Source organism: Sphingomonas sp. S2M10 (genome assembly GCF_012650175.1).
Classification (GTDB): domain Bacteria; phylum Pseudomonadota; class Alphaproteobacteria; order Sphingomonadales; family Sphingomonadaceae; genus Sphingomonas.
In genome coordinates this window covers 281465-294862 of sequence record NZ_JAAILI010000056.1, presented here as the reverse complement: position 1 = coordinate 294862, position 13398 = coordinate 281465, and the positions used below count along the sequence as shown (strand labels likewise).

Below are 13398 nucleotides of genomic sequence, written 5' to 3'. Positions count from 1 at the left end.
CGCATAGCTGTGGGCGAGGCTGGGCAGCACGAAAGCCGCCGCCACGACGAAGGGCAGGTGCTGCCACGTCATCGGCCGTAGCCCATGCCGGAGAGCGCCTTGCTCACGAGGTTCCACACGTGTTCGCGAAGGCGGGCATGGCCGATGACCTTGCCCTCGCGCTGGGTGCCGGTGGTGTCCATCCTGAGCAGCGCGCGATCAAGCGCGTCCTCGGACCGACCGCGCAGCGTGCGGCATCGATAGTCGCCCACCTGTTCGGTGCCGCCGACATTGTCGATGACCATGCGAGCCAACTCGGTACGGCGCCCGGTGAGGGCGGACCACAGCTCGACCTTGACGACGATCATGCTGCACCGCCTTCCTGGCGCGCGAGCACCATCGCGTCGGCGACCTGATAGGCATAGGCTGCTGCGGCGGCGACGTGCATCGCACGGGCCGGTGCGCTGAGCGCATCGACGATCGGGAGGCCGTCCATGCCGCGGAACGATTTGCCCAGCGCGGTCGCGATCACCTGGCCGGCAAAATAGTCGCGCGGGCCGAGCGGCTGGGCAGCGGGCGGGGCGGGCTGCTCCGGCGCCGATTCCGGCGGGCTTTCCGGCTCGTCGCTCATGCCACCCTCGCCAGTTGCTCGGCGCGGCGGCGCATATCGTCGCGGATCGGCTGCGGAAGCATGGCGGGTGCGCCCGCCGGGCCGGAGGGCAGGCGCCCATCCAGCCAAGCGTCGATCTCGCCCGCGTCCCAGCGGCTTCGCACCGTGATGGAGAGCGGCCCGGTGACGTGCCTTTCGCCCAGGAAGCGCGGCGTGCGCGGCAGTGGCATCCGCTGGGTGCGCGCGAGCAGCCGCAGGCGGGCGATGATGGTGCGGGCGGAAAAGTGGGACATGCCCAGCTCGCGGGCGATGTCTCCCACCGCATATTCGCCGCGCCGACCGCCGGTGGCGGGGGGGGCCTTGGCGGCCGGCGCGGCTGCAACGGCGATCCTGGGGGGCTGGATCGCCGTTGCCGGGGGGACGGTAGAACGCGGGAAGAGGGTTACGGAACCCATTTGCTTGCCTCCATGGGTAAACTGGATGGCGAGCAAAATACCCATAACGGGTAGTTCAGGCAAGCGCGAAAATCTCCGCTGTGGATATCTTCATTTCAGCGCCATTCGCAAACGCAAAAAAAGGCCACCCGGCACGCCGCCGGATGGCCCTGAAATCTTCGCGCGGGAGGGGAGCCGATCAGGCGCTCTTACGCTGATCGGAATCCTGATCGTTCTCCCTGGCGTGGCCAATCAGCCCTTCCGCCACGCGCCGCAGCACGGGGGCGGTGGTATCGTTGCCGACGCGCATCGCCTCCAGCACGGCGCGCTCGTCCTCCGTGCGCGCAGCAAGGGGCACATCTTCCGGGTTGAGCAGCTCGCCGATGCTGACGGATAGCACCCCCCCGATCCGGCGGAGCCAAGCCAGATCCACTTCACGCTCGCCAATCTCGAAACGCGAAATCTGAGCCTGTGTCGTGTTCAGTGCATTCGCCACCTGCAGCAGCGTCATGCGCCGGCGCTTGCGCCACTCGCGGATGCGATTGGGAGGATTTTCGAGCCGTTTCACCATGCCGGTGATGTCAATCAACTTGCCCATTGTTGGCTATACCCTGTTTTGGAGAGATTTTGCGCGACCCGGCTTGCCATAAACTACCCGTTATGGGTAGAACTTTATTCATGACCACGATGGCAGGCAGAAAGCTCCGCACCTATCGGGAGGAGCAGATACCGAAATTGACCCGGCGCGCTTTCGCTGCGTGGCTTACCCGCGTCTCAGCGCGGAAGGTTTCGTCATCCACCGTGCAAGGGTGGGAGGAAGACGGAAAGCGGCCCGACCAAGCTCCCGTCGTCAACGTGCTGGCCGCTGCCCGCATCGTCGATCATGCCGACTGGTATCGCCCCGCCCTGTGCAGCTTGTGCGAGAGGCCCAGCGACGATCCCTGCGTACCCGAATGTGCGCGTCATCAATGCCCCCTCGCGGTCCGCATCCACGGACCGCTCCAAACTGCGGAAACCGCCCCGGCCCCCCGGCCGGTCGAGTCTCCGCATTAATCATACCCAAAATGGTTTTAATTCCGAACGCAACAGGAATCCCCCGTCATGGCCGATATTTGTGACGAAGCCGCCACGATCGAGCAGGAGCATCTTGACCGCGCTGTCAGCGCGGCACGCAATGCGCCGTTCGATCCCGGCGTGCCTGGTGTGTGTGGCGACTGCGGCGACGAATCGCCGCGGCTGGTGAAGGGTAGCTGCGCGCGCTGCCGCGACCTGGCCGAGCGCGAGCCGAGGCGGTGGTGATGGCGACGCCGGAGCAGCTTGCCGCCTTGAAGCGCCTGGACGCGGCCCGCCGCCAGTTCGAGCGCGAGCAGGGACTGGAAGCGGCGCGCGCCTGGCGGCAGCGGCTGTTGCGCGGCGCCGGCCGATCGGGCGGGAGCCCGCGCACGTGAGTGATGCACCCGGACCCGACGCCCGCGAAATCGCGGCGGCGCTGAACGCGCAGGCGGCGCAGCTCGGGCGGCTGATCTTCCCCGCGGCCAAGGAATATGGTGGTTTCCTCCATATCGGATCTATCGAAGGTGAGGCCGGGCGCAGCCTGAAGATCCGCACCAAAGGCAACAAGATCGGCGCCTGGGCGGACTATTCGCGCGATCGGGGCGACCCGGCGGGCACCGGCGACATGCTCAAGCTGGTGCAACTCACCGTCGGGCGCGGCGACATCAAGGAAGCGATCCGCTGGGCGAAGGGCTATTTAGGCCTCGACACCATGGACAGCGCCGCGATCGGCCGCATGCGGGATCGCGCGCGGCTGGCGACCGAGCGCGCCGAACGGGCGGCGGCGACCGAGGGCGAGAAGAAGCGGCTGAACGCTGTGGGTATCTGGAACCATGCGGCGCGCGGGCAAGGATCCCCGGCGCAATCCTATCTGGAAGGGCGCGGCATCGACTTCGCGCGGCTGGGCAAGTTCCCCGGCGCGATCCGCTATCGGCCGGACGTGTGGTGCAGCGAGCTGAGGCGCCCGGTGCCGGCGATGGTGTCGCTGTTCGTGGGCGTGGATGCCAAGCCCAAGGCGGTGCACGTCACCTATCTGGAGCGCGGGCCGCGCGGATGGGTGAAGGCGAAGCTGGAGACGGCCAAGCTGATCCGATCGCCGCTCTATTGGGGCGCGCATATCCCGCTCGCCAAGGGTGCGGTGGGCGACATGCCGCTGCGCGACGTGCCGACCGGCACCATGGTGCATGTGGCCGAGGGCATCGAAGACGGCTTGACGATCGCCATGGTGAAGCCCGCCGAGCGCGTGGTTGCCGCCGGCACCCTGGGCAATATCGGCGCGATGCAGCTGCCGGATGCGGTGGCGGGGCTGGTGATCATCGGCCAGCACGATCGCCCGGGAAGCCCCGCAGATCAGTCGCTGGAGAAGCAGATTGCCGCCCAGCAGAAGCTGGGCCGGCGGGTGGCGTGCCTGTGGCCCGAGCCCGGTTTCAAGGACTTCAACGATCAATTGCGCGGTGTGCGCAAGGAGGGGGTTTAATGGCCGAGAACACGAAAATCGAGTGGGCGCACCACACCTTCAATCCGTGGATCGGATGCACGAAGGTCGGTCCGGGCTGCGACCACTGCTATGCGGAGGCACTGGCAACCGCGCGTCTCGGTGTCATTTGGGGAAATGAGGGCGAGCGCCGCCGGACTGCGCCGTCGACTTGGAAGCAGCCGCGTCGCTGGAATAATCGGGCAGCCGCGCGCGGCGTGCGGGAGCGCGTCTTTTGCGCCAGCCTGGCGGACGTGTTCGACAATCGGGCAGATCCGGCGGTACGCGCCGAGCTGTTCCAGCTGATCCGCGAGACGCCGCAGCTCGACTGGCTGCTGGTGACGAAGCGCATCGGCAACGCCGCGGCGATGGCCGAGGCCGCCGGCGGCATGCCGGAGAACGTCTGGCTGGGCGCGACGATCGTGAACCAGGAGGAGGCGAACCGCGATATCCCGAAGCTCCTGGCGACGCCGGCCAGCGTGCGCTTCCTGTCGATGGAGCCACTGCTCGGGCCGGTCGACCTGCGCATGATCGTTCTTCGCCCGTTCGGTTCTATGCCAACAACCCTTTCGTCAAAGCTGGGCGACTACGTGCAGCCGTTGAGAGGGAATTTCACGGACTCCCCTCGTATCGACTGGATCATCGTCGGCGGCGAGAGCGGGCCGGGCGCACGGCCGATGCATCCGGATTGGGCGCGGAGCCTGCGCGACCAGTGCGCCGGTGCTGGCGTTCCGTTCCTGTTCAAGCAATGGGGGGAATGGAGAGATCGCGGCGGCCATGTCCCGATCGCAAGGCGCAACTTTCGGACGCACATCGCGTACCTTGATGTGGATACCGGCAAGGGAAAGCCGCATCCCAATCGCTGCAGCGATGAGACCATGATCAAGATGGGTAAGGCAGCGGCGGGCCGCTTGCTCGATGGTGTCGAGCACAACGGCTTCCCGCTGATCGTTCAAGGATAACCATGAACGGGGGGAACCTTGAAAGCGTGGCGGCCTCGGCCGCACGCGCGGCGCCGGCGCCGGATCTGCGCTCGCACGACACGCCCGGCGACCTGTTCGACGAACCGGCGCTGCCCAAGCCATGCCCGGTGACGCCGCTGGGCATCCATGGCCTCAAGCTGTGGGTGCTCGATTCCAGCAATCAGCTCCAGTGCATCACGACGGACTGCCGCAAGGGCGAAATGCTGCTGCTGTTCGGCGGCGACACCTATCTGCGCGACAGCTTCCCGCGCTTCTCTCCGCCGAAGAGGGACAAGCCGCCCGAAATCGTGGGCTGGGACCAGACCGAGGCGCAGACGGCGCTGATCCGCGAATGCCATGCGCGCGGGATCTTCGATCCGCAGGGGCGCATCTTCGGGCGCGGCGCGCACCGTGTGGGCGACGACGAGGAAGCGTTGGTGCTCCACATGGGGCGCGAGGTGCTGGCCGTAAACACCACGGACAAAAAGGGCAAGTTGGTCGCCGAGCCCAAGGCGCACCCGGCCGGGCCGATCGGCGATCGGTTCTTTCCGGCGCTGCCGCCGCTGCCCCAACCCGCCAAGAAGGCCAGCACCAAGGCCGACGCGGACCTGCTGCTGGACCTGTTCCGCCAGTGGAATTTCAAGGAAGCGGGCGTCGCGCCGCTGCTGCTGCTCGGCATGTCCGGGCAGATGCATATCTGCGGGGCGCTGAGCTGGCGCTCGCATATGTGGCTGAGCGCCCCGACCGCCGCCGGCAAATCCTCGCTGCAGCGCCTGTTCCGCGCGATCCATGGCGGGTGGTGCCTGCATACCGAGGACGCCAGCGAGGCGGCGATCCGCCAGAAGCTGGGCGACGACACGCTGCCGGTGCTGATCGACGAAGCCGAGGCCGACGACAACCCGGAACGGCAGCGCGCCATCCTGAACCTGCTCAAGAAAAGCTCGAGCGGCGCCAAGATGCACCGCGGCTCCGCCGACCATAAGGCGCAGGAGTTCACGGCGCAGAGCTGCTTCATGCTGTCGTCGGTGCTGCACGGGCTGCAGAAGGGCGAGGAATGGAACCGCGTCGCCATCATCGAGCTGATGCCGGTCGAGAAGTCCGCGACCATGTGGGAGGAACCGGACTATCAGCAATGGCGGATGATCGGCCGCAAGATGCACCGGCGGATGATCGAGCAATGGCCCCGATTCCGGCGGACGCTGACCGACTATAAGCGCGAGATCCACGAGCGCGGCCTGGGCGGGCGCTGGCAGGACACGTTCGGCACGCTGCTCGCCTGCGCGGATTGCCTGCTGTTCGATTGCGCGCCGAGCATGGAGAGCCACGCGAACCCGGAGTTCGGCCGGGAACGCGCGTGGGTGGACATGATCATGCCCATGATGCGGCGCGGGCAAATCCAGGCGCGCAGCGATATCGATCGCTGCCTCTCGTGGCTGATATCCAAGATGCTGCCCGGCGCGCATGGCCAGCCGGCCGAGCCGATCGGCCGCTGGATCGATCGCGCGATGGAAATCGTGATCAACGAACAGGACGGGCCTACCGGCGGGCTCAACACGACCGCGCGGAAGCGGCTGGAATCGTGGGGCCTGCGGCTGCTCAAGCTGAAGGAGAACGGCCGAGGCGGATGGGTGCAGGACGGCGAGCCGCTGCCCGATGCCAGCGGCTGGGAACAGGGCTGGCTGGTGGTCGCCTATCCGAGCTGGGAGCCGCTGCGCGAGCTGTTCCGCGGTTCGGAATGGGCCTCGGGCGCGTGGATCCAGTCCCTCGGCAAGATCGAGGGCGCGATTACCAGCGGCCTCAAGGTGCGGTTCGGCGGCCCGGCGCAGAACGCCATCGCGATCCCGCTGCGCGCGGTGAAGGGGGAGGGGTGAGCATGGCCGTGACAGCCGACGATATCTTGCGGGCACTGGCGGAAACCTGCGACCGATCGATGATCTGGGCAAGCGAGCTGGCCTTGTCGAGCGGTGCGCGCCGGTGCGACTTCTGGACCCTCGCGCCGTGCCAATCGAAGGGATACGCCGCGACGGCATACGAGATCAAAGTCTCGCGAGCGGACTTCCGCCGAGACACCCCGGCGAAGCAGCGCGAGGCCCGGCTGTTCAGCGATCGATTTTACTATGCGACGCCGCCCGGCCTGCTGAAACCCGACGAGGTGCCGGATTGGGCCGGCCTGATCGAAGTCGATCCCGAAGCGGAGCAGTTCAAGCGCCGTCGGATCATCGTGCAGGCGCCGCTGCGCGACAAGGATGCCCCTAGCTGGGAGTTGATCGTCTCGCTGCTTCGATGCAGCGGCACGATTGAGCGCGACAGCGACATGATCCGCGAGCAGCGCAACGCATATCGGCGCATGCTCACCGTCGCGGCTGACAGGCTCAAGGCGGATGGGAAATCGCCGTGGGATTTCGGCATTCACCTGTCATGACCTTCGACCTGTTCGAGGGCGCGCAGCTGGCGCCCGATGCGCCCAAGGGCCTGGGCATCGCCATGGCTGGCGCCGGCGAGAAGTCGGCCCGGCACGCGCTCGACTTCTACCCCACACCCGCCGAGGGCATCGCGCCGTTGCTGATCGCCGAGCGGGCCGCGCTCGATCGCTATCGTGGGCGCTCGCCGGCTTTCTGGGAGCCGTGCGGCCGAGGCGGGGCGATCCAGCGCGTGGGCGCTGCGCTTGGCCTGGCGAGCGTGGGGACGGACATCGTCGCGGATTCGGCCAACGCGGTCGCGCAGCTCGACCTGCGGACGGCCGATCGCGCGCTCGCGCCGTGCGTGCTGTCGAATTTCCCGTGGGCGATCGGGCGCGAGCTGGTGACGCACCTATGGGGCCGGCTGGGCGTGGAATATATGGCGCTGCTGTTCAAGGCGCAGTGGATGCACTGCGACAAGGGCGCCGAGCTCGCCCGCGCGGGGCTGGCGCCGAATCGTCGGTGGGAAATGACGTTCCGGCTCGACTTCGCCGCGAAGGGCAACCCGACGATGAATTGCACCTGGTTCGTTTGGGACCGCATCGACCAGCGCCGCGGCTGGGGCCTGATCGATCGCGCGGGGCCGGTCGATGGAGCGGGCGAGCTGTTCTAGCGCTGCCGTTGCCGTCGCGGGCGGAGCATGGCACGCTTCGCCCATGCGCATCCTGACCGCCCTCACCTCGACCATGATCGCCGCCAGCGCGCCGCCGGCCGCTGCCGCGCCGATCGCCAACAGCCCCGACCCGCCTTGCCGAACAAGCGACGTCACCTGCGGCTATGACCGCGATCCGGCATCGCTGCCGCTGATGCAGGGTCCAGAAGACATGCCAGCGAGGCCCGCCACCTGGCCCTATTGGGCTGGCGGCGGGCTCATTGTAGCGGGCTTGCTGCTTACAGTAGCCTGGGCTCGTCGGCGGCGCTGAATAGCGGGCATTCGCTGGCATCGTGCTGGCGTTCCCGCGACCGCAGCGGCGCGTTCGCGCGCAGCTGCATCCGCTGGCGCATTTCGGCCATGTCCAGACCGAAGGTGCGGATTGCCGCCATGCGTCCGGCCTGTTCGTCTCGCGACCCGTCGACAGGCCCGAACCACTTGCCGATTTCGGCCTCATACCCGCGCATGAACGCGCGCTGTGCCGGCGCGCTCTTGGTGTAGCGGCGGGCCTGTTCGCGCATGCTGCCATGGGTGAAGATCGCCGCCAGGATTGCGTTGGCCTTTTCGGTGCCCAACTGCTCGCCGGATGCGGATAGGTCGGCGCGGGTGAGCTGGATGGTCACAGCGGCAGCTCTTCGGCAGTGGTGAGCATCCAGCCGCGCACCGTGAGAGTCTCGCCGCTGTCCATGCAGGTCGCGCGAAACTCGCCATCGAGATCGGCTCCATCGTCGACCAAGGCGTCAAGGTCGGTGGTGCCATCGCTGAGATAATAGCGCTTCATCGGTTCGGCCTCCTTTTGCCGGTGCGATGCCCTGGCGGCATCCTGAGCGGGCCGAGGCAGTCGCCCCGACCCGCTGGGGATGCGGTCAGCCTCGGCCGGCCATCATGGCCATGATGCTTTGCGGGCCGGTTGCTGGTCGCTCCGGCGCGCCCCACTCGGCCGCGTCGTAGCCGGGAAGCGAGTGGATCGCCTCGGCGCGGATGCTGCGGATGATGTGCGCCGCGTCCGACTGCTCGTAGTCGTCGGTTTCGCAGGCCTGATAGTCGAAGTTGTTGCAGGCCTTCAGAACCTGTACGGCGAGCGCGAGCTTATCGGACGAGTAGGCGCCCTTGTGCTCCTTCCAGCGGTATGCCGGCGCCTCGCTCTCCTCGCGATACCGATGGTTCACGCTGCGGTAGTTCTCGCGCAGCAGCATCGCACCATGCTGGTCGAGCCAGGTTTCGCGCGTGGCGGCGTTCACGATGTCGAGCGAGCAAGGAAATTGGCTGCGCTTGGACGGAACGCACACGGTAGCGCGGCGGCTGAACATGAAGGTCAGCAGGTAGTGGATCAGGTCCTCTTCAACGATGTATGCGGACATGGTTTCGGCCTCCTTTTGCCGGGGTGACGCCGTGGCGGCATCCTGAGCGGGCCGAGCTGGAGCCCGGACCCGCTGGGGATGCAGTCACTTAAGGATGTCGGCGCAGCCTAGGAGGCGGACCAGCTCGCGCGCCCATTGGGCGGCTTCGGCATCCTTGCCGCACTGCTTGTAGGCGATGGCCTTGGCTTGAGCGCGGGCGAGGGCGGAACGGTCGATTTGCATGATGTGCGGCCTCCTTTTGCCGGGGTTGGCGAGCGGGATCCGCTTGCCTATAAATACCCATAACGGGTAGTTTCTAAGTTCGTCAAGCAGAAAAATATCCAGCCTTTTCAGTGTCAATAGAAAATATCTCGCCGCGCAGCGTCGCAACGCGACGCGACCGCGCGCGGCGGCATTATCGCGCCCTCGGGCGCGCAACTCCGCGCCTCGCCTGCAACCCGGACCCGTTTCTATCTAACAAGGTTTCAGCCGAGTTGAGGGCAGGATGCGGGTCGGGGGGAGTGTTCCAGACGTTCGCGACGCGGAACGGCTAAGATATTGATATTGCGTGTGTTCTATCTGTTCCGGGATCGGCGGCGGGTTCGTCGGTGCGCGCCCATGCGCCCGCGCTTCGTATGCGGATGCGTGGAACGCTGGAACATTTGGAACACGGCATAAATCCGTCGACTTTCTGTTCTACGGAAAGAACATTTGGAACGCCATCAAAGGACTCTTGCGGCAAACTGCCCGATATGGGTATTTCTCGCGGCCATGGATTTGCTTCGGCTCGCCATCTCGAATTGTTTAGGGGGCGGATATGCCGCCCACGCTGCCGGACGGGTGTTCGGTGGGCGCGGGTGCGCGGAGCTGGGGGATTTTTTCGGCCTGGCGCTGGCGGCGATCCGCCGGCGGCTCGATGTTGGCGCTGAGGGCGACCAGGCCGAGGCCGCCGGGGGCTGCTTGCCCAGCTCCCGGCGGTTTCGCGAAAGTGACGGTTTTCCGCCGTTTTTCGCGGGTGCCTCGGGCGATGTCGCACGGCGCGATGTCGCACGGCATGGGCAAGGGCCTGTTTCGGCATGGTTTTTTCGTCGTCGTCGTCAGATTGCCAATCTGACGACGCGCGCCGCCGGGCGGATCGCCGAGGCCCCCCGGGGGTCGATCGGCGTCGCCGCCGGCCACCCCCCGTTCCCCCTTCCGGGCCGCGCGCCTCGTCCCCAGCCGGGTAGCGTCCGCGCCGACCGGGGGCGGGAAATCTTTTCAGGCGAGCAGCCGCAAGGCTGCGCACTTGAGCGCCTCCCCTCGGCTGCCAAGGGCCGCGAAATTTCGGTCCCGCAAATGGGGTCGGGGGTGACACCCTCCACGCGGCACGAGGGATCAGTCGCGAAGGGCGCGGAATCCAGTCGGCAGGCAGTGGGTCAGGGTGAAGTGCGGGCGCATGAACCGCTCGATGTTGGCAAGGCGGTGATGCTGCGCCTTCTCGGGAATCCTGTCAACGGGCTGCGCGCATGAGCGCCGCGCCGTGGGATCGCAACGCTGGTCGCTTCGATCGGCCCAGCTCGTCGGTGCCGGCGAAGGCGAGCCCTTCCGATTTCGATCGCGCCGCGCCTCGGGGGTTAAACCTTTCGCGTTCCCGCCCGGCCGGGCTTGACCAGCGTGTCGCCGATGCGCGGCGGCAAGGTGTCAGCCCGGTCAACGCCGACACGATCCTGCAGCGGATCGACGATGCGCTGCAGGCGGCCCGCGCGAAGGGCTATGGTGAAATGCGCTCGGTCTACCTGACCGACGCCGACTTGGTCGCGTTCCGCAAAGCCAGCCCTGGCGCATCCGAGTATCGCGACATGCCGGTGCACAGCGGGGCGGAATCGTTCGTCTATGGCGGGCGCGGCCGGGTGCGGATCTGCAAGCGGCCGAAGGCGGCGGCATGACCGTAAGGCTGGACCAAATTCCCGCCGGCATGCTCGGGAACGCACGGGTGCTCCCGCCGCCCTCGTCGGACATAGCATCGCTCGCACAAGCACAGTGGCCATGTGTCGAGCCTAAAAATAGGCTCACCCCAATTGCCGAGAAGGCCAAGCGCATCCGCCTGCTGCAGAGCGTTGGCGAGATGATCGGCCAGGCAGCGCTTGCGGAGGCGCTCGGGATCGAGCCGCGTTCGCTGCGGGCGAAGCTCGGCGCCGATCGCGGGATCACGGACGCCGAGCTTGCCCTGGCGGCGGCGGCGCTCGATGCGCACGCGCGCGATATGAAAATTCTCGCAGCGCGGATGCGGGGACTGGTCGATGGCGACTGAAACCTCCGCCCTCATGCGCGCCATGGAGGCCGAGGCTGGCACGATTACCGGCGTGAATGCCGATGCCGAGCAGCTGGATCTGCTGCGCGATCCCGATAGCGGGCGGCTCCCCTCCGATATCTTCCGTCGCATGCGGTCGCGCGCTGAGGGGCCTGGTCGCCCGAAGGGCAGCGGGAACAAGCGCACCGAGCAGCTTGCGAAGCTGATCGTCCAGAAGTTCGGCGATCCGGTGGAGGCGATGGCGTCGATCTACGCCATGCCGCTCGACCAGTTGTGTGAGCTGCTGATGATCGCGGACGGCTCGCGGGAGCGCGAGCAGGCGCTGGCGGAAGACCTGGAGAAGTTCCGCCACCATATCCAAGTTTCGCTTACCGAGGGCGTCCGCGCGGGCACGCTGAGCGAGGAGAAGATCGAGCGGCTGGAAAAGCTCCTGATCAAGATCGAGGACGATTTTCGCGTGCTCAAGGCCAAGCCGGGTGAGCTGGCCTTGAAGGCGCTGACCGTGCAGCGCGACGCGGCGCGCGAGGTTGCGCAGTACGTTCACAGCAAGAAGCCGGTCGCCGTCGACCTGACGATGCGCCCCGACGTGATCCTGAACATCCCGGGCCTGACCGATGCCGGCGCGCTGCAGGAGTTCGTCAACGGTGGCGAGTTGACCGCCGAATCGCTGGAAGCGCTGGAATATACGCCGTTCGAGCCGGTCGAGGATGGCGCCAGCGCCGATGATGATGATGGCGAGGGCGGCCAGTGAGGATTCCCGCGCGTCGGCCGCTATCGTCACCCCGGCACGCCGCTGGGCGGGTGGTCGGGCGTGATCGGCGACATGAACGCGCCGGCGGAAGACAACTGGACCTATGACTTCCTGGTCAACAAGAATATCGGGCTGACCCCCGAGCAGATGCGCGGCTACCAGCGCGAGTATGGCGAGAATTTCCGCGTCAACTTCCACGTCCAGCCCGGCGGGCTCGATGCCGGCGCCGAGAACCTCGCGAACCTCCCCAAGGGCTATTACGACCGCATCCAGATCGGCATGTCCGAACCGGACAAGCGCCGGTTCATTCACAACAAGTTCGGCGCCGTGCGCGACGGCAACCCGGTCTACACGCAATATTCCGATCAGCGGCACTGCATCGCAGGCTTGAAGGCCGATCCGCGCGCGGCGATCCACTTCGCGGTCGATGGCGGCAACACGCCCGCCGCGGTGTTCGGCCAGAAGGTCGACGGCCAGGTGCGCGTCGTGGACGAGCTGGTGATTTTCGAGACGAACACCAAGGCGACGCTCAAGAAGCTGGGCGCGAAGGAGTTCGGCAAGGAACTCGGCACCTATTGGAACGAGCACTATGCCGCCACCTTCCAGCTGGGCGACAAGCATTGGGGCGATCCATCGGCCTGGTTCGGCGACAGCGACGACAATGCCGAGGACCGCGCCTGGATCCACAAGTTCGTCGCCGGCTTCAAGGAAGTTACCGGCATCACGTTGAAGATGAAGCCGGCGCCGGTGAAGCGGAACCTGATCGGCCCGCGCCTCGATGCCGTGCGCGACCTGCTTTCGGGCGCGAACGACAACCAGCCCGCCTATGTGATTTCCGACGCCTGCAAGCGCCTGCGCGAAGGGTTCAACCGGGGCTATGTGATCGTCCGCGTCTCCTATTCCACCGGGGGCGGCCGGTGGAAGGATGATCCGCTCAAGAACGACTTTTCCCACGTCCATGATGCCAACCAGTATCTCGTCCTGGGCCTGACCAAATACGAGGGCTGGGAGGATCATTCCGGCAGGAGTGCGCCGAAGCGCCAGCGCGGCAAGGTCAACTATGGCAGCGGATATTTCGCCCATCGGCCCGCCGGTGGCCTTCGCGCCGCGAACGACAATCCGATTCCAGCTGAATACCGGGAGGCGTGCTGATGTCCGGCGTTGCGAAAATCCTTCTGTCTCCGATCGCGGCGGTTGCGGGCGCACTAATGCCCAAGCCGAAGGCGGCGGCGCAACCGCTGCCGCTGCCGACCGTCACGCCGCGCAGCAGCTCGACCGTGAGCGACGCGCTGATGTCTCGCCGGGGCAGCGCCGCCAATCAGGTCACCGGCACCCGAGGGGCCGAATCCACCACCACCGCGAAGAAGACCCTGTTGGGCCAATAGGAGCATCCC

General features: G+C 66.7%; 22 protein-coding genes. 14 read left to right on the top strand and 8 right to left on the bottom strand.

Features of this window, described 5'->3' with window-relative positions; translation table 11 throughout:
• Positions 1-68 precede the first annotated feature (68 nt).
• From S2M10_RS15045 to S2M10_RS15030, 4 genes are all read right to left on the bottom strand, one after another.
• Complete coding sequence (locus S2M10_RS15045; RefSeq protein ID WP_168846795.1) at positions 69-347, bottom strand: hypothetical protein; 279 nt, start codon at positions 345-347, stop codon at positions 69-71.
• Entirely contained in the window at positions 344-610 is a 267-nt protein-coding gene (locus S2M10_RS15040; RefSeq protein WP_168846794.1) for a hypothetical protein, read from the bottom strand. The genes S2M10_RS15045 and S2M10_RS15040 overlap by 4 nt, the downstream gene beginning before the upstream one ends.
• A complete protein-coding gene (locus S2M10_RS15035; protein ID WP_168846793.1) occupies positions 607-1044 on the bottom strand; it encodes a hypothetical protein in 438 nt (145 codons plus the stop codon). Before S2M10_RS15035 ends, S2M10_RS15040 begins: the two co-directional genes overlap by 4 nt.
• Before the next feature lie 178 nt (positions 1045-1222).
• On the bottom strand, positions 1223-1621 hold the full coding sequence (locus tag S2M10_RS15030) for a helix-turn-helix transcriptional regulator (protein ID WP_168846792.1): 399 nt from the start codon (positions 1619-1621) through the stop codon (positions 1223-1225).
• A 503-nt stretch (positions 1622-2124) separates the two neighbouring features.
• Here S2M10_RS15030 and S2M10_RS15025 point away from each other — a divergent pair.
• Genes S2M10_RS15025 through S2M10_RS14990 form a run of 8 tightly spaced genes read left to right on the top strand, consistent with a single transcriptional unit; the run spans position 2125 to position 7894 of the window.
• Positions 2125-2322 (top strand): conjugal transfer protein TraR, encoded by a 198-nt coding sequence (locus S2M10_RS15025; protein WP_168846791.1) that lies wholly within the window; start codon positions 2125-2127, stop codon positions 2320-2322.
• Complete coding sequence (locus tag S2M10_RS15020) at positions 2322-2471, top strand: hypothetical protein (protein WP_168846790.1); 150 nt, start codon at positions 2322-2324, stop codon at positions 2469-2471. The genes S2M10_RS15025 and S2M10_RS15020 overlap by 1 nt, the downstream gene beginning before the upstream one ends.
• On the top strand, positions 2468-3553 hold the full coding sequence (locus tag S2M10_RS23140; RefSeq protein WP_168846789.1) for a toprim domain-containing protein: 1086 nt from the start codon (positions 2468-2470) through the stop codon (positions 3551-3553). Before S2M10_RS15020 ends, S2M10_RS23140 begins: the two co-directional genes overlap by 4 nt.
• Complete coding sequence (locus S2M10_RS15010; RefSeq protein ID WP_168846788.1) at positions 3553-4512, top strand: phage Gp37/Gp68 family protein; 960 nt, start codon at positions 3553-3555, stop codon at positions 4510-4512. The genes S2M10_RS23140 and S2M10_RS15010 overlap by 1 nt, the downstream gene beginning before the upstream one ends.
• Positions 4513-4514: 2 nt before the next feature.
• On the top strand, positions 4515-6383 hold the full coding sequence (locus S2M10_RS15005) for a hypothetical protein (protein WP_168846787.1): 1869 nt from the start codon (positions 4515-4517) through the stop codon (positions 6381-6383).
• Between the two features lie 2 nt (positions 6384-6385).
• On the top strand, positions 6386-6934 hold the full coding sequence (locus S2M10_RS15000; protein ID WP_168846786.1) for an MmcB family DNA repair protein: 549 nt from the start codon (positions 6386-6388) through the stop codon (positions 6932-6934).
• Positions 6931-7584, top strand: a complete 654-nt coding sequence (locus S2M10_RS14995; RefSeq protein WP_168846785.1) for a hypothetical protein — start codon at positions 6931-6933, stop codon at positions 7582-7584. Before S2M10_RS15000 ends, S2M10_RS14995 begins: the two co-directional genes overlap by 4 nt.
• A gap of 43 nt (positions 7585-7627) precedes the next feature.
• Positions 7628-7894 (top strand): hypothetical protein, encoded by a 267-nt coding sequence (locus S2M10_RS14990; protein ID WP_168846784.1) that lies wholly within the window; start codon positions 7628-7630, stop codon positions 7892-7894.
• Here the strand turns inward: S2M10_RS14990 and S2M10_RS14985 are convergent.
• From S2M10_RS14985 to S2M10_RS14970, 4 genes are all read right to left on the bottom strand, one after another.
• The gene (locus S2M10_RS14985) at positions 7863-8246 is read right to left on the bottom strand and encodes a hypothetical protein (RefSeq protein WP_168846783.1); all 384 of its coding nucleotides are present in this window, start codon (positions 8244-8246) and stop codon (positions 7863-7865) included. The two genes, S2M10_RS14990 and S2M10_RS14985, sit on opposite strands and share 32 nt — an antisense overlap.
• A complete protein-coding gene (locus tag S2M10_RS14980; protein ID WP_168846782.1) occupies positions 8243-8404 on the bottom strand; it encodes a hypothetical protein in 162 nt (53 codons plus the stop codon). The genes S2M10_RS14985 and S2M10_RS14980 overlap by 4 nt, the downstream gene beginning before the upstream one ends.
• An 85-nt stretch (positions 8405-8489) precedes the next feature.
• Positions 8490-8984 (bottom strand): hypothetical protein, encoded by a 495-nt coding sequence (locus tag S2M10_RS14975; RefSeq protein ID WP_168846781.1) that lies wholly within the window; start codon positions 8982-8984, stop codon positions 8490-8492.
• Positions 8985-9068: 84 nt separating this feature from the next.
• Complete coding sequence (locus S2M10_RS14970; RefSeq protein WP_168846780.1) at positions 9069-9206, bottom strand: hypothetical protein; 138 nt, start codon at positions 9204-9206, stop codon at positions 9069-9071.
• 528 nt (positions 9207-9734) lie between these two features.
• Between S2M10_RS14970 and S2M10_RS14965 the strand changes: the two genes are divergently transcribed.
• The 6 genes from S2M10_RS14965 to S2M10_RS14940 are packed head-to-tail and all read left to right on the top strand — an operon-like array spanning position 9735 to position 13389.
• Entirely contained in the window at positions 9735-10472 is a 738-nt protein-coding gene (locus tag S2M10_RS14965; RefSeq protein ID WP_168846779.1) for a hypothetical protein, read from the top strand.
• On the top strand, positions 10469-10888 hold the full coding sequence (locus S2M10_RS14960) for a hypothetical protein (RefSeq protein WP_168846778.1): 420 nt from the start codon (positions 10469-10471) through the stop codon (positions 10886-10888). Before S2M10_RS14965 ends, S2M10_RS14960 begins: the two co-directional genes overlap by 4 nt.
• Positions 10885-11253 carry a hypothetical protein gene (locus S2M10_RS14955; protein ID WP_168846777.1) on the top strand — a complete coding sequence of 123 codons (369 nt, stop codon included), beginning with the start codon at positions 10885-10887 and terminating at the stop codon, positions 11251-11253. The genes S2M10_RS14960 and S2M10_RS14955 overlap by 4 nt, the downstream gene beginning before the upstream one ends.
• On the top strand, positions 11243-12004 hold the full coding sequence (locus tag S2M10_RS14950; RefSeq protein WP_168846776.1) for a hypothetical protein: 762 nt from the start codon (positions 11243-11245) through the stop codon (positions 12002-12004). Before S2M10_RS14955 ends, S2M10_RS14950 begins: the two co-directional genes overlap by 11 nt.
• 60 nt (positions 12005-12064) lie before the next feature.
• Positions 12065-13156 carry a hypothetical protein gene (locus S2M10_RS14945; protein WP_168846775.1) on the top strand — a complete coding sequence of 364 codons (1092 nt, stop codon included), beginning with the start codon at positions 12065-12067 and terminating at the stop codon, positions 13154-13156.
• Entirely contained in the window at positions 13156-13389 is a 234-nt protein-coding gene (locus S2M10_RS14940) for a hypothetical protein (RefSeq protein ID WP_168846774.1), read from the top strand. The genes S2M10_RS14945 and S2M10_RS14940 overlap by 1 nt, the downstream gene beginning before the upstream one ends.
• The last annotated feature ends 9 nt before the right edge of the window (positions 13390-13398 follow it).

What these genes read in the sequence shown, in the direction of transcription:
- S2M10_RS14980 (WP_168846782.1), bottom strand. Translation starts at nt 8,404, where the DNA reads ATGAAGCGCTATTATCTCAGCGATGGCACCACCGACCTTGACGCCTTG.
- S2M10_RS15000 (WP_168846786.1), top strand. Translation starts at nt 6,386, where the DNA reads ATGGCCGTGACAGCCGACGATATCTTGCGGGCACTGGCGGAAACCTGC.
- S2M10_RS14975 (WP_168846781.1), bottom strand. Translation starts at nt 8,984, where the DNA reads ATGTCCGCATACATCGTTGAAGAGGACCTGATCCACTACCTGCTGACC.
- S2M10_RS14965 (WP_168846779.1), top strand. Translation starts at nt 9,735, where the DNA reads ATGGATTTGCTTCGGCTCGCCATCTCGAATTGTTTAGGGGGCGGATAT.
- S2M10_RS14970 (WP_168846780.1), bottom strand. Translation starts at nt 9,206, where the DNA reads ATGCAAATCGACCGTTCCGCCCTCGCCCGCGCTCAAGCCAAGGCCATC.
- S2M10_RS14960 (WP_168846778.1), top strand. Translation starts at nt 10,469, where the DNA reads ATGAGCGCCGCGCCGTGGGATCGCAACGCTGGTCGCTTCGATCGGCCC.
- S2M10_RS15035 (WP_168846793.1), bottom strand. Translation starts at nt 1,044, where the DNA reads ATGGGTTCCGTAACCCTCTTCCCGCGTTCTACCGTCCCCCCGGCAACG.
- S2M10_RS14955 (WP_168846777.1), top strand. Translation starts at nt 10,885, where the DNA reads ATGACCGTAAGGCTGGACCAAATTCCCGCCGGCATGCTCGGGAACGCA.
- S2M10_RS15005 (WP_168846787.1), top strand. Translation starts at nt 4,515, where the DNA reads ATGAACGGGGGGAACCTTGAAAGCGTGGCGGCCTCGGCCGCACGCGCG.
- S2M10_RS14995 (WP_168846785.1), top strand. Translation starts at nt 6,931, where the DNA reads ATGACCTTCGACCTGTTCGAGGGCGCGCAGCTGGCGCCCGATGCGCCC.
- S2M10_RS15025 (WP_168846791.1), top strand. Translation starts at nt 2,125, where the DNA reads ATGGCCGATATTTGTGACGAAGCCGCCACGATCGAGCAGGAGCATCTT.
- S2M10_RS14940 (WP_168846774.1), top strand. Translation starts at nt 13,156, where the DNA reads ATGTCCGGCGTTGCGAAAATCCTTCTGTCTCCGATCGCGGCGGTTGCG.
- S2M10_RS15030 (WP_168846792.1), bottom strand. Translation starts at nt 1,621, where the DNA reads ATGGGCAAGTTGATTGACATCACCGGCATGGTGAAACGGCTCGAAAAT.
- S2M10_RS15010 (WP_168846788.1), top strand. Translation starts at nt 3,553, where the DNA reads ATGGCCGAGAACACGAAAATCGAGTGGGCGCACCACACCTTCAATCCG.
- S2M10_RS14950 (WP_168846776.1), top strand. Translation starts at nt 11,243, where the DNA reads ATGGCGACTGAAACCTCCGCCCTCATGCGCGCCATGGAGGCCGAGGCT.
- S2M10_RS15040 (WP_168846794.1), bottom strand. Translation starts at nt 610, where the DNA reads ATGAGCGACGAGCCGGAAAGCCCGCCGGAATCGGCGCCGGAGCAGCCC.
- S2M10_RS14990 (WP_168846784.1), top strand. Translation starts at nt 7,628, where the DNA reads ATGCGCATCCTGACCGCCCTCACCTCGACCATGATCGCCGCCAGCGCG.
- S2M10_RS15045 (WP_168846795.1), bottom strand. Translation starts at nt 347, where the DNA reads ATGATCGTCGTCAAGGTCGAGCTGTGGTCCGCCCTCACCGGGCGCCGT.
- S2M10_RS15020 (WP_168846790.1), top strand. Translation starts at nt 2,322, where the DNA reads ATGGCGACGCCGGAGCAGCTTGCCGCCTTGAAGCGCCTGGACGCGGCC.